Below are 13,318 nucleotides of genomic sequence, written 5' to 3'. Positions count from 1 at the left end.
GCTTTGGCGATGACTTTTGCCTATCGACAGGATTGGTTTTTCCCGCTTGCGCATGTCGATGTCCTGGTTGAAGTGTCACCAGTTGTTGCGAGTTTCGGGAAGCGGCTCCGTTTCGGGTAAAATCCGCTTCTTTCAGCAATTTGCCTCTGCCCACCATGACCCAGAATACCCCGCTTTCCTACCGTGACGCCGGTGTCGACATCGATGCCGGCGATGCGCTTGTCGACCGCATCAAGCCGCTGGCCAAGAAGACGCTGCGCGACGGCGTGCTCGGCGGCATCGGCGGCTTCGGCGCCCTGTTCGAAGTGCCCAAGCGCTACCAGGAACCGGTGCTGGTGTCCGGTACCGACGGCGTCGGCACCAAGCTCAAGCTGGCCTTCCAGTTGAACCGGCACGACACCGTCGGCCAGGATCTGGTGGCGATGAGCGTCAACGACATCCTGGTGCAGGGCGCCGAATCTCTGTTCTTCCTCGACTACTTCGCCTGCGGCAAGCTCGATGTCGACACCGCCGCGTCCGTCGTCGGCGGCATCGCCAGGGGTTGCGAACTGGCCGGCTGCGCGCTGATCGGTGGCGAAACCGCCGAGATGCCGGGCATGTACCCGGCGGGCGAATACGATCTGGCCGGTTTTGCGGTCGGCGTTGTCGAGAAGTCGAAGATCATCGACGGCAAGTCGATTGGCGAAGGCGACGTGGTGCTCGGCCTCGCTTCCTCAGGCGCGCATTCCAACGGCTATTCGCTGGTGCGCAAGATCATCGAGCGTTCCAACCCGGACATGAACGCGCCCTTCGACGGCGAACGTAGCCTCGCCGAGGTGGTGATGGCGCCGACCCGCATTTACGTCAAGCAGGTGCTGGCGACGATGCAGAAGGTGACGATCAAGGGCATGGCCCACATCACCGGCGGCGGCCTGCTCGAGAACGTGCCGCGCGTGCTGCCGGAAAACACCGTCGCCGAACTGCAGAAGGCGGCCTGGCCGCGGCCCAAGCTGTTCGACTGGATGCAGCAGGAAGGCCAGGTTGACGAGAAGGAAATGCACCGCACCTTCAACTGCGGCATCGGCATGGTCATCATCGTCTCGGCCGCCGAGGCGGGCGCCGCCGAGGCCGAACTGAAGGCGCAGGGCGAGGCGGTTTACCGCATCGGCCGGATCCGGGCACGGCAGGGTGACGAAGCGCAGACCCTGGTGGTCTGAGCGCCTGCGCCAGGCCGCGCTGCTCGGCGCCGGCCTTGGCCTGGCGGGGGCGGCGTTGGCGCTCGAGTTGCCGGCGGCGAGCGGCAGCTCGATCGTCGATGGGCTGGCCAGTTTTTACAGCAACCGCTTTCACGGTCGCAAGACCGCCACCGGCGAACGTTTCGACAAGAAGCAACTCACCGCCGCCAGCAACCATTTTCCGCTCGGCAGCCACGTCGCCGTGCTGCGGCCGGCGAGCGGGCTATGCGTCATCGTCCGCATCAACGACCGCATGCACCATCGGCAACGCGGCGGGCGGGTCATCGACCTGTCGGCGGCTGCCGCCGATTACCTCGAAATGTTGAAGGAAGGCATCGTCCAGGTGCGTCTGGCGCATTTGCCGGACAACTGGCGCGAACGCGGGCCGCAGGCCTGCGGCGAAGCCTTCACCGGCGGCGAGGCGCCGCGCGGCGAACCCGGCTTGCTGGAACAGATCGAAAACGGCATTTCCCAAGGAATCACCCAGCCATGAAGCAGATGAAGCGGCGCGCCGTAGTCGCGCTTTCCCTGGTCGGCCTGATCGGGCTCGGCTACTTTGCCTGGTCGGCCAATCGCGGTGCTCTGGCCGTTGCTGCGCCGGAGCCGGCGGCCAAGGCGGCGCCGGCCGCCGCCCCGGCAAAGCCGGTGGCGGTCGAACTGGCCAAGGTAACGGCGGTTGATTTCAGCGACGAGACGAGTGCAGTCGGCACCTTGAAGGCCGCCGAATCGGTCGTGCTGCGGCCCGAGGTCAGCGGCCGCATCGCCCGCATCGGCTTTCGCGACGGCGCGCTGGTGCGGCGCGGCGACCTGCTGATCGGCCTCGACGCGACGATCCAGGAAGCCGAACTGGCGCAGGCGAAAGCCAATGTCGAGCTGGCACGGACGAGCTTCCGGCGCAACCAGGAACTGCTGGCGAAGAAATTCATCAGCCCGCAGGCGCTCGACGCCTCGGCGGCAACGCTCAAGGTGCAGGAAGCGGCGCTCCAGCTTGCCACCGCCAAGGCCGCCAAGATGCGCCTGGTGGCGCCGTTTGCCGGCATCGTCGGGTTGCGCGACGTGAGCGTCGGCGGCTACGTCAAGGAAGGCGAGGAACTGGTCAATGTCGAGGACATCTCCAGCCTGCGCGCCGACTTCCGCCTCGCCGAAGCCTATTTCGGCCGCCTGCGGCCGGGGCTGGCGCTCGAACTTTCCAGCGATGCGCTGCCCGGCCAGACCTTCGCGGCGACGGTCGAAGCGATCGACCCGCAGATCGACCCCGCCGCCCGCTCGATCGCCGTCCGCGCCCGTCTCGACAACCGCCAGGGCAAGCTGCGCCCGGGCATGTTCGTGCGCGTCCGTGTCGCCTTCGGTGAGCGCAAGGGCGTCCTGATGATTCCTGAGGAAGCGGTGCAACCGGGTGCCAAGCCGTCGGTGTTCCGCGTCGTCGAGGGCAAGGCGGAGGTGGCGCCGGTCAGGCTCGGCCTGCGCCGCGACGCGCAGGTCGAGGTGGTCGAGGGACTGGCTGCCGGCGACCTGATCGTTACCGCCGGCCAGTTGAAGCTGCGCCCCGGCGCCCCGGTGAAGATGCCGCAAGCGGCACAACCATGAGAATTTCCGAAATCTGCATCGAGCGCCCGGTCTTCGCGACCGTGCTGTCGCTCGTCATCATGCTGCTCGGCATCGTCTCCTACGACCGCCTGACGGTGCGCGAATACCCGAAGATCGACGAGCCGGTGGTCACCGTGTCCACCGATTACCGCGGCGCTTCCGCCGACATCATCGAGTCGCAGGTGACCAAGCCGCTCGAGGATTCGCTCGCCGGCATCGAGGGCGTCGAGGTCATCACCTCGATCTCGCGCGCCGAGCGCAGCCAGATTTCGGTCCGTTTCAAGCTCGAACGCGAGCCCGATTCGGCCGCCGCCGACGTCCGCGACCGCGTCTCGCGGGTGCGCAACCGGCTACCCGACGAGGTCGACGAGCCGGTCATCGCCAAGGTCGAGGCCGACGCCAACCCGATCATCTGGCTCGCTTTCTCGTCCGACCAGCATTCGCCGCTGGAAGTCACCGACGTTGCCAACCGCTTCGTCAAGCCGCGCCTGCAGACGCTGCCCGGTGCCGCCGACGTGCGCGTTTTCGGCGAGCGCAAGTTCGCCATGCGCATCTGGCTCGACAAACAGCGCCTGGCCGCCTACCGGGTCACCGCCGCCGACGTCGAGGACGCGCTGCGCAAGCAGAACGTCGAGGTGCCGGCTGGCCGCATCGAGAGCCGCGAGCGCGAATTCTCGGTGGTTGCCAGCACCGACCTGCAGACGCCGGAACAGTTCGCCGCGGTCGTCCTGCGTACCGTCGATGGCTACCCGGTGCGTCTCGGCGACGTCGCACGGGTCGACATCGGCGCCGCCGCCGAGCGCACCTCGGTGCGCTTCAAGGGGCGTTCGGCGGTGTCGCTCGGCGTCATCAAGCAGGCCACCGCCAACCCGCTCGAACTGTCCAAGGCGCTGCGCGCCGAGATGCCGCGCATCGCCAGTGAGCTGCCGCCGGGGATGACCGTCGACATCTCCTACGATTCGTCGATCTTCATCGACCGCTCGATCAAGTCGGTGTTCACCACCATCGGCGAGGCCATCGTCCTCGTCCTGGCGATCATTTTCTTCTTCCTGCGCAACCTGCGGGCGACGCTGATTCCGCTGGTGACCATCCCGGTCTCGCTGGTCGGCGCCTTCGCTATCATGTTCACGCTCGGCTTCTCGATCAACACGCTGACGCTGCTGGCGCTGGTGCTGGCGATCGGTCTCGTCGTCGACGACGCGATCGTCGTCCTCGAGAACATCTTCCGCCACATCGAGGAAGGCATGCCGCGGCGCGAGGCGGCGTTCAAGGGGGCGAAGGAAATCGGCTTCGCGGTGGTGGCGATGACGCTGACGCTGGCCGCCGTCTACGCGCCGGTCGCCTTCATGACCGGGCGCACCGGCAAGCTGTTCATCGAATTCGCGCTGACCCTGGCCGGCGCCGTGCTGGTTTCCGGTTTCGTCGCGCTGACCCTGTCGCCGATGATGTGTTCGGTGTTGCTCAAGCACGAGGAAAAGCACTCGAAGGGCTTCGTCCTCGTCGAGAACTTCCTCAACGGGCTCAACGCCGGCTATCGCCGGGTGCTGAGCGCGGCGCTGCGGCAGCGCTGGATCGTCTTCCTCGGCTTCGTTGTCGTCGCCGTTGCCTGCGGCGTCCTGCTCAAGGCGCTGAAGTCCGAACTGGCGCCGGTCGAGGACCGCGGCGTCATCCTCGGCGTGTTCAACGGCCCGGACGGCGCGACGCTCGACTACACGGAAAGGTACGCCCGGCAGATCGAGAACATCTACAGCCAGACGCAGGACATCGAGCGTTATTTCGTCGTCTCCGGCAACCCGGTGGTGAACCAGGGGATTTCCTTCGTCGGCCTCACCGACTGGAGCGAGCGCCAGCGCAGTTCGTCCGACATTGCCAAGGAACTGTTCCCGAAGTTCGGCGCCGTGCCCGGCGTCATGGCCTTCCCGGTGACGCCGCCGTCGCTCGGCCAGAGTCCGCGCGAGCGGCCGATCAATTTCGTCATCGTCACCAGCGCGCCCTACGCCGAACTGCAGAAGATGACCCAGGAGTTCCTCGGCGAACTGGCCAGGAACCCCGGGCTGACCAACGTCGATACCGACCTCAAGCTGAACAAGCCGGAACTCTCGGTCGCCGTGCGCCGCGACAAGGCGGCCGACCTCGGCGTGCCGGTCGAGACCATCGGCCGCACCCTGGAAAGCTTCCTCGGCGGTCGCCAGGTCACCCGCTTCAAGCGCGACGGCGAGCAGTACGACGTGATCGTCCAGGTCGGCGACGCCGACCGCGCCAATCCGGCCGACATCCGCGACATCTACGTGCGGGGCGGCGACGGCAGCATGCTCTCGCTCGACAACCTGCTCGACGTCGGCGAAACCGTGGCGCCGCGCGAACTCAACCACTTCGGTCAACGCCGGGCGGTGACCATCACTGCCAACCTGACACCGGGCTACACGATGGGCGAAGCGCTGACGGCGATGGACCAGCTTGCCGCGCAGGTGCTGAAGCCGGGCTATACCGTCGATTACAACGGTCAGTCGCGCGAGTTCCGGCAGTCGTCGGCGTCGCTGGCGCTGACCTTCGCGCTCGCCCTGGCCTTCATCTACCTGGTGCTGGCGGCGCAGTTCGAGAGCTTCCGCGATCCCTTCATCATCCTGCTCACCGTGCCGCTGTCGATGGCCGGCGCGCTGTTCGCGCTGTGGGCGACCAACGGCACGCTCAACGTCTATAGCCAGATCGGCCTGGTGACGCTGGTCGGGCTGATCACCAAGCACGGCATCCTGATCGTCGAGTTCGCCAACCAGTTGCAGGAGCAGGGCCGCGAGCTGCATGCGGCGGTGATCGAGGCCGCCGAACTGCGCCTGCGGCCGATCCTGATGACCACCGGCGCCATGGTGCTGGGCGCCGTGCCGCTGGCGCTGGCCAGCGGCGCCGGCGCCGAATCGCGCCAGCAGATCGGCTGGGTGATCGTCGGCGGCCTCTTGCTTGGTACCTTCCTGACGCTGTTCGTGGTGCCTGCCGTCTATACTTTGCTGGCGGCGCGCAAGGCCGCCTTGGCAAGCCCGGAGTAAGCATGGAAGAAAAACCGCTGGTTTTCATCGTCGACGACGACCCGGTCCTCCTCGATGTGCTCGATGCGGCGCTCGCCGACGATTTCCGCCGTGCGTCCTTCACCGCCGGCGAAGCCTGCCTGACGCGGCTTGCCGAGTGCCGCCCGGACATCGTCCTGCTCGATCTCAGCCTGCCCGGCATCGGCGGCTTCGAGGTCTGCCAGCGCCTGAAGGGCGACTGGGAAAGCCGCGATATTCCGATCCTCTTCATCTCCGCCAGCGACGACATCGACACCCGCCTGCTCTGCTACGAGGCGGGCGGCGAGGATTTCATCACCAAGCCCTTCGATCCCGCCGAGCTGCTGCGCAAGGTGCGCGTCGCCGCCCGCATCCTCGACGAGAAGCGCGCCCTTCATGAACAGGCCGGCTACGCGCAACGCACCGCGATGTCGGCGATGGTCAGCATGGGCGAGCTGGGCGTCGTCCTGCAGTTCCTCAGCAAGTCCTTTGCCTGCGGTACCCAGGAGGAACTCGGGGCCGCGCTGCTCGACGCGCTGCGCCATTACGAGCTGAACGCCGCGCTGCAATTGCGCCTCGGCGACGGCGCGCTGACCGTCAGCGACAACGGCCGCGAATTGCCGCTGGAAGTTTCGGTGCTCAACCATGTCCGCCATTCCGGTCGGATTTTCCAGTTCCGCAGCCGCTGCGTCTTCAACTACGGCCGGGTGACGGTGCTGATCAACGACATGCCGCTGGCCGATGGCGAGCGCTGCGGCCGCATCCGCGACAACGTGGCGCTGCTCGCCGAGGGAGCGGACGCCCGGATGCGCTCGATCGAGGCCGAGGAACTGGCGCGCCATCGCCGTGCTGGCATTGAGGCGGCGCTGCCGCGCGTGCAATCGACGCTGGAGTCGGTGCAGGCCAACTACCGGCGCAATTCGCTGGAATTGACGCAGGCGATGATCGAGTTTCAGGAGGCGCTCGGCAAATCCTTCATTTCGCTCGGCCTGACCGAGTCGCAGGAGAACTCGCTGACGACGCTGGCCGACGATTACATGCAGCGCATGGTCGCCAGCCAGGACGCCAGCCTGCAGACGATCGGCGAACTGCAGGCGCTCGCCGCCAGCCTTCAGGACGTGCTCAGGCGTTGAGGAAGCGGGCGACGCGGTCGACCACGCGTTCGCTGAGTTGCGGGGCGACACAGTCCAGGCTTTCCGCGCTGAACGAGTTGCCGAGCCAGGTGATCTGCCGCTTGGCCAGCTGGCGGGTGGCGAAGATGCCGCGCTCGCGCATCTCGCGTCGCGTGATCAGGCCGTCCTGGGCTTCCCAGGCCTGGCGGTAGCCGACGCAGCGCATTGAAGGCAGGTCGGCGCTGAGCCGGTATTTGCGGCGTAGCGCGGCGACTTCGTCGACGAGACCGGCGAGCAGCATCTCGTCGAAACGGCGGGCGATGCGCTCGTGCAGCACGGCGCGCTCGGACGGCAGCAGCGCCAGTTGCAGGAAGTCGTAGGGCGGCTTCTCGGCGGCGCTCTCCTGCAGCAGTTCCGACATCGGCCGGCCGCTCGCCAGGCAGACTTCGAGCGCGCGCTGGATGCGCTGGCTGTCGTTCGGCGCCAGGCGGGCGGCGGTGACCGGGTCGAGCCCGGCGAGCCGGGCATGCATCGCCGGCCAGCCGGCACGCGCCGCCTCGGCGTCGAGTTCGGCGCGCAGCGCGGCGTCGGCTTGCGGCAGTTCGGCGAGACCCTGCAGCAGGGCGCGGAAGTAGAGCATGGTGCCGCCGACCAGCACCGGCACGCGGCCGGCGGCGCTGATCTCGGCCAGCGCGGCGAGGGCGTCGGCGCAGAAGCGGGCGGCCGAGTAGCGTTCCTCTGGCGTGATCAGGTCGATCAGCCGGTGCGGGTAGCGGGCCAGCGTCGCGGCGTCGGGTTTGGCGGTGCCGATGTCCATGTCGATGAAGACCTGCGCCGAATCGACGCTGATCAGTTCGACGGGAAAGCGGTCGGCGAGTGCCATCGCGGCGGCGGTCTTGCCCGAGGCGGTCGGGCCCATGATCAGGATGGCGGGCGGCAGATTCATGGCGGCGAATGCTAGCACGGCGGAGGGCTATAATCCCCGGACCATGTCTTCACTTTCCACCCGTCGCCGTCTTCTCGCCGCTGGCCTGCTCGCGCCAAGCGTCTTCCTGCCGTCGCTGGTCGGGGCGGCGGCAACCGACCGCCTGCCCGGCCTGAGCGCCCGCCACGCCTACGTCGGCAGCCTCGACGACACGCTGCTGGCGATCGACGCCGACCGTCCGGTGCAGATCGCCTCGATCAGCAAGTTGATCACCGCCTGGGTCGTGCTCAGTGCCGAACTGCCGCTGGGCGAGAGCATCCGCATCGAGCAGGAGGATGTCGTGCGCTCCGAATACACGCGCTCCAGCCTCGAGGTCGGGACCCGTTGGCGGCGTGAGCAACTGCTCGAGTGGCTGGTGGTGACCTCCGACAACCGGGCGGCGGCGGCGCTGGCGCGTACCTTCCCAGGCGGCTGGGAGGAATTTCGTTACTCGATGCGGGCGCTGATGACGCAGATGCAGTTGTTCAGCTTCGATTTCGGCGACGCCGCCGGCCTCTCGTCGACCAACCGCGCCAGCGCCCGCGATCTCGGCGTGCTGCTGGTGACCCTGGCGCAGATTCCCTATTTCCAGGCACTGTCGCGTAAAACGGCGGTGGGCGGCAAACTCAACGTCAACCGCTTCGCTCACGACCGCTCGGTGGCGCTGCTCGCCGGCAAGACCGGCTTCACGTCGGCGGCGGGCTTCTGCCTGGCGGAGGCCGAGCAGTTCGGCGGCCGGGTCGTCGCCCTGGTTGTCCTCAACGCGGCGGATCGCGAGGCGCGCGCCCGCGACATGGCCCGCCTGCGCAGATATGCCCGGGAAAGACTGGCTACTGCCTGAGTTTCAGGATTGCGCCATGGCACGCAGCAGGGCTTCGGCGCTTGCGGCGCTGGCCGGCTTGCCGAAGTGGTAGCCCTGCATCAGTGCGCAGCCGAGCTGTAGCAGGAACTCGCGCTGTCCTTCCTGTTCGACGCCTTCGGCGATGACTTCCTTCTGCAGGCTGGCGGCGATGGCGATGATGGCGCGGACGATGGCGACGTCGTCACCGTCGGCCGGCAAGTCGCGGACGAAGGACTGGTCGATCTTGATCCGGTCGAAGGGCAGGCGCTTCAGGTAGCCGAGGCTGGAATAGCCGGTCCCGAAATCATCGACCGACAGCTTGATGCCGATCGCCCGCAACTGCAGGAGGATATCGATGATGCGCTCGGTGTCGTGGATGAAGGCACTCTCGGTGATCTCCAGTTCCAGCCAGCGCGCCTCGAGGCCGGTTTCGGCGAGGATGCGGGCGACTCGCTGTGGCAGGTCGGGCTGGCGCAACTGGACGGCTGAAAGGTTGACGGCGACCACCACCGGCGGCAGCCCCATTGCCTGCCAGCGGCGGTTCTGCTGGCAGGCTTCGCGCAGGACGCGTTCGCCGACCTGGTAGATCAGGCTGCTTTCCTCGGCGACCGGGATGAAACGTGTCGGCGGGATGTTGCCGAGTTCGGGGTGCTGCCAGCGGACCAGTGCTTCGAAACCGATCAGGCGGCCGTTGCGGACGTCGGTCTGCGGCTGGTAATGGACAAAGATCTCGTCACCGTAGAGGGCGCGGCGCAGGTTGTTCTCCAGCGTCACCCGTTCCGAAATGCGCAGGTTCATTTCCGGCGTGAAGAAGCGGTAGGTGTTGCCGCCCGCCGCTTTTGCCTGGTACATCGCGGTGTCGGCGTTCTTCAGCAGGCTGCCGATGTCGTTGCCGTCGCTCGGGTAGGTACAGATGCCGATGCTGGCGCCGACGCGCAATTCGTGACCGGCGACGACGAAGGGGTGGCTGATGGCGTTGATCAGGCGTTGGGCGATCGTCGCCAGGCGCGCCGGTGCACCGTGGCCGCGGATCAGGATGGCGAATTCGTCGCCGCCCTGGCGGCTGATCGTGTCGCGTTCGTCTAGGCTGGCGCTGAGTCGCTGGGCGACCTGCAGCAGCAGTTGGTCGCCGATGTCGTGGCCGAGCGTGTCGTTGATGTTCTTGAAATGGTCGAGGTCAAGGAACATCAACGCCAGTTCGGCATGGTTGCCGAGCGTCTCGGCCAGCGCGCTGGCCATGTGCTCGGTGAGCAGCACGCGGTTGGGCAGGTCGGTCAGCAGGTCGTGTTCGGCGAGGTGGCGGATGCGCTGCTGGTCCTCGTGCAGTTGCGTAATGTCGCGGGCGACGCCGGCGACGCCGGCGATCATGCCGCGGTCGTCGAAGACCGGGGTGGCAATGAACTCGTAATGGTGTTGCCCGCCATCATCGCAATGCAGATCACCGGTCTGTTTCTGTTGACACTGTTGCAGCAGGGCTTCGCCAGCGAGTGCGGCGAGCGCCTGGCCGAGGCGCGAGGGAAGGGCGTTTTCGACCGGCTGGCCGAGGATGGCATCGACCGCCTTGCCCGACAGCGCAGCGTAGGCGTCGTTGACCGCGATCAACAGGCCCTGGCGGTCGCTCAGCCAGGCCGGATCGGGCAGGCTGTCGAGCAGGGCGCGGGTGCGGCGGAAGGTGGTTTCGTAGGCCCGGGTCATGCCCTGGGCAATTTCCCGGGCGCGGTCGTAGGTCCGCAGCCAGACGACGATCCAGCCGGCGAGCACGGCGGCGAGCAGGGCGGCGCTGAGGCTGGCCCAGAACACCTGCTGCCGCCAGTTGGTCAGGAAGTGTGCCGGGGCGTGGCCGACGACTACGTAGAAAGGATAGTCGCCGACCCGGCGGACGGTGTATAGCCGTTCGATACCGTCGAGTGCCGAGCGCGTCGTGAAACTTGTGTAAGCGGCTTGCTGGCGGATCAGTTCGGCGATCTTCGGGTGGCTGACCCGCTCGCCGATCCGGCTTGGTACCGCGGGATGGCGGGCAATCAGGCGTTCCTGTTCGTCGACCAGGGCAACGCTCTGGCCGTCGCCCAGATTGAGACTGGCAAAGAAGTTCTGGAAATGCTCGGTGCGGATTGCCGCCTGGATCAAGCCGGCGAAGTTGCCGTGACTGTCCTCGAGCCGCCGGCTCAGGGTGATCACCCAGTTGTGGGTGATGCGGGCGAACAGCGGTTCGGAAATGATCAGGCGGCCGGAGCGGTCGTCCCTGTTGCGTCTGAAATAGTCGCGGTCGCTGATCCGGGCGTCCGCCGTCTGGCCGGCGGCGTCATAGATGAAGCGGCCCTGGGCGTCGGCAACGCGCAGGCTTTGCGATTCGCTGGCGATCAGTTGCAGGTGGCGGGCCAGGCTGGCGTTGACATCGACGCTGTATTTGTCGCGCAGCGGCGAAAGATGTAACTGGCCGCCGAGCAGGATCGTGTCGATCTTGTCGATCGTGCTGTGCGCATGGTCTTCGAGGACGCGCGCGAGATTCTCCAGGTTGCGCTGGGCGAATTCACTTTCCCGCTGATGGGCGATGGTCAGCCCGATGGCCAGCAGGGCGGCATAGGTGAGGAAGGCCAGCGTGCCCAGACCAAGCAGGGCAAGGCGGCGCCAGCTTTCCTGCGGTAGCGAAACCAGGTGCTGGATCCGCGAAATAAGAAACTTCATCGATGCTCCGGGCGTGATGAACCCGGATTATCGACCGCGCAGAAACAGTTTGTCGAGTTCGTCAAGTGACAGCGCGGTCCAGGTCGGCCGGCCGTGGTTGCACTGGCCGGCGCGCTCGGTCTCTTCCATTTGCCGCAGCAGCGCGTTCATCTCGGGAATCGCCAGTTGCCGGCGGGCGCGTACCGCGCCATGGCAGGCCATGGTCGCCAGCAGTTCGTTGCGCCGCGCGGTGGCCAACTGGGTGATGCCGTGTTCGCGCAGATCGGCGATCAACGAGCGCGCCAGCGCCACCGGGTCGCCCGACTGGAGCAGCGCCGGTACGGCGCGCACGCCGAGCTGGCCCGGGCCGAGCGGGGCAATCCGGAAGCCGAGTTCGGCGAGCGCTTCCGCATGTTCCTCGACCGCCGCGACATCCAGCGGGTCGGCCGAGAACACCGCCGGGATCAGCAGGTTCTGGGTCGCCACCTGACGGTCGTCGAAAGCGGTCTTGAGTTTCTCGTAGAGGATGCGCTCGTGCGCCGCGTGCATGTCGACGACGATCAGCCCGCCCGCGTTCTGCGCCAGGATGTAGATGCCGTGCAGTTGCGCCAGGGCGTAGCCGAGCGGCGGACCGTCGCGGTCGACCGGCACCTCGGGGCGGAACTGCGGCGCGTCGGCAGTGCTGCTGCTCGGCGCCGGGCGCTGGGCGGCCTGGGCAAAGGCCAGGTAGGCGGTGGCGGCGGGTTCGGCAACGCCGAGGCTGGCCTGGTGGCGCAGCGGTGGCGGGAAAGCGGGGGCGGCGCCCGGCTTTTTCTCGGGGAAAACCGGGGTCTGTCCCCGGTTTTCGTGTCCCCGGTTTTCCGCTGGTGTCGCCTGGATCGGCGTCGCCAAGGTGCGCTGGATGGCGTGATAAACGAACTGGTGTACGGCGCGCGAGTCGCGGAAGCGGACTTCGGTCTTGGCCGGATGGACGTTGACGTCGACCAGCCCGGGGTCGATTTCGAGGAACAGGCAGACGGCCGGCTGGCGGGCGCCGTGCAGGACGTCGCGGTAGGCTTCGCGCAGCGCGTGGCCGATGATCTTGTCGCGCACGAAGCGGCCATTGACGAAGACGTTCTGGCCGTCCTTGGCCTCGCTGGCGCGGGTCGGGTCGATGGCGAAGCCGCTCAGTGATATCGGCCCGGCGGCGGCGTCGACCGAACGCGCAGCGGCGACGAAGTCGTCGCCAACCACTTCGGCGATGCGCCGGGCGCGGTCGGCCGGGGCGAGCTGGAACAGGCTGCGGCCGTTGTGCGTCAGGCTGATGGCGACGTCGGGCCGGGTCAGCGCCAGGCGGCGGACGGCGTCGGCGCAGTGGGCGAACTCGGTGCTCTCCGACTTGAGGAATTTGCGCCGCGCCGGGGTGTTGTAATAGAGATCGCGCATCTCGACCACGGTGCCGGCCATCAGCGCTGCCGGCTCGGGTTCTGCGCCACTGGGTGTTGCCAGATTATCGCCGCGCAGTTTCCAGGCATGCGCGGCGCCGCGTTCGCGGCTGGTGATGGCGAGCCGGGCGACGGCGGCGACCGAGGCCAGCGCCTCGCCGCGAAAGCCGAAGCTGGCGACGCGTTCGAGGTCGTCGAGGCTGGCGATCTTCGAGGTGGCGTGCCGGGTCAGCGCCAGCGCCAGTTCGTCGCGGGCGATGCCGCAACCGTCGTCGGTGATGCGGATCAGCTTGACGCCGCCTTCCTCGAGATGCACCTGAATCGCCGTGCTGCCGGCGTCGAGGCTGTTTTCGAGCAGTTCCTTCAAGACCGAAGCGGGTCTTTCGACGACCTCGCCGGCGGCAATCTGGCTGATCAGGAGGTCGGGGAGGCGGGCGATGGTGGGCATGCCCGGATTATAATGCCGCCTCGTTC

9 protein-coding genes are annotated in these 13,318 nt (G+C 67.2%); 6 read left to right on the top strand and 3 right to left on the bottom strand.

The window, feature by feature from the left end:
- Nucleotides 1–155: 155 nt before the first annotated feature.
- Genes purM through ACE3OV_RS14580 form a run of 5 tightly spaced genes read left to right on the top strand, consistent with a single transcriptional unit; the run spans nt 156 to nt 6,972 of the window.
- Nucleotides 156–1,196 (top strand): phosphoribosylformylglycinamidine cyclo-ligase, encoded by a 1,041-nt coding sequence (gene purM / locus ACE3OV_RS14600; RefSeq protein ID WP_374328115.1) that lies wholly within the window; start codon nt 156–158, stop codon nt 1,194–1,196.
- Entirely contained in the window at nt 1,168–1,707 is a 540-nt protein-coding gene (locus ACE3OV_RS14595; RefSeq protein WP_374328114.1) for a septal ring lytic transglycosylase RlpA family protein, read from the top strand. The genes purM and ACE3OV_RS14595 overlap by 29 nt, the downstream gene beginning before the upstream one ends.
- A complete protein-coding gene (locus ACE3OV_RS14590; protein WP_374328113.1) occupies nt 1,704–2,801 on the top strand; it encodes an efflux RND transporter periplasmic adaptor subunit in 1,098 nt (365 codons plus the stop codon). The genes ACE3OV_RS14595 and ACE3OV_RS14590 overlap by 4 nt, the downstream gene beginning before the upstream one ends.
- On the top strand, nt 2,798–5,842 hold the full coding sequence (locus tag ACE3OV_RS14585) for an efflux RND transporter permease subunit (RefSeq protein WP_374328112.1): 3,045 nt from the start codon (nt 2,798–2,800) through the stop codon (nt 5,840–5,842). Before ACE3OV_RS14590 ends, ACE3OV_RS14585 begins: the two co-directional genes overlap by 4 nt.
- Before the next feature lie 2 nt (nt 5,843–5,844).
- A complete protein-coding gene (locus ACE3OV_RS14580) occupies nt 5,845–6,972 on the top strand; it encodes a two-component system response regulator (protein WP_374328110.1) in 1,128 nt (375 codons plus the stop codon).
- On the opposite strand, the gene miaA is transcribed toward ACE3OV_RS14580, so the two are convergent.
- The gene (miaA, locus tag ACE3OV_RS14575) at nt 6,962–7,897 is read right to left on the bottom strand and encodes a tRNA (adenosine(37)-N6)-dimethylallyltransferase MiaA (protein WP_374328109.1); all 936 of its coding nucleotides are present in this window, start codon (nt 7,895–7,897) and stop codon (nt 6,962–6,964) included. The genes ACE3OV_RS14580 and miaA overlap by 11 nt on opposite strands.
- 43 nt (nt 7,898–7,940) lie before the next feature.
- Between miaA and ACE3OV_RS14570 the strand changes: the two genes are divergently transcribed.
- A complete protein-coding gene (locus ACE3OV_RS14570; protein WP_374328108.1) occupies nt 7,941–8,756 on the top strand; it encodes a D-alanyl-D-alanine carboxypeptidase family protein in 816 nt (271 codons plus the stop codon).
- A gap of 3 nt (nt 8,757–8,759) precedes the next feature.
- On the opposite strand, the gene ACE3OV_RS14565 is transcribed toward ACE3OV_RS14570, so the two are convergent.
- Entirely contained in the window at nt 8,760–11,441 is a 2,682-nt protein-coding gene (locus tag ACE3OV_RS14565) for an EAL domain-containing protein (protein ID WP_374328107.1), read from the bottom strand.
- A 27-nt stretch (nt 11,442–11,468) separates the two neighbouring features.
- Entirely contained in the window at nt 11,469–13,292 is a 1,824-nt protein-coding gene (gene mutL / locus ACE3OV_RS14560) for a DNA mismatch repair endonuclease MutL (protein WP_374328106.1), read from the bottom strand.
- Nucleotides 13,293–13,318 lie beyond the last annotated feature (26 nt).

It is taken from the genome of Azonexus sp. (assembly GCF_041909095.1).
Taxonomy (GTDB): domain Bacteria; phylum Pseudomonadota; class Gammaproteobacteria; order Burkholderiales; family Rhodocyclaceae; genus Azonexus.
Note: the sequence above shows the minus strand (reverse complement) of the source record. Positions and strands in the feature narration are given on the sequence as shown.

Excerpts from the sequence above, each read along its gene's own strand:
- ACE3OV_RS14570 (WP_374328108.1), top strand. The coding sequence starts at position 7,941 with ATGTCTTCACTTTCCACCCGTCGCCGTCTTCTCGCCGCTGGCCTGCTC.
- purM (WP_374328115.1), top strand. The coding sequence starts at position 156 with ATGACCCAGAATACCCCGCTTTCCTACCGTGACGCCGGTGTCGACATC.
- miaA (WP_374328109.1), bottom strand. The coding sequence starts at position 7,897 with ATGAATCTGCCGCCCGCCATCCTGATCATGGGCCCGACCGCCTCGGGC.
- ACE3OV_RS14590 (WP_374328113.1), top strand. The coding sequence starts at position 1,704 with ATGAAGCAGATGAAGCGGCGCGCCGTAGTCGCGCTTTCCCTGGTCGGC.
- mutL (WP_374328106.1), bottom strand. The coding sequence starts at position 13,292 with ATGCCCACCATCGCCCGCCTCCCCGACCTCCTGATCAGCCAGATTGCC.
- ACE3OV_RS14580 (WP_374328110.1), top strand. The coding sequence starts at position 5,845 with ATGGAAGAAAAACCGCTGGTTTTCATCGTCGACGACGACCCGGTCCTC.
- ACE3OV_RS14565 (WP_374328107.1), bottom strand. The coding sequence starts at position 11,441 with ATGAAGTTTCTTATTTCGCGGATCCAGCACCTGGTTTCGCTACCGCAG.
- ACE3OV_RS14585 (WP_374328112.1), top strand. The coding sequence starts at position 2,798 with ATGAGAATTTCCGAAATCTGCATCGAGCGCCCGGTCTTCGCGACCGTG.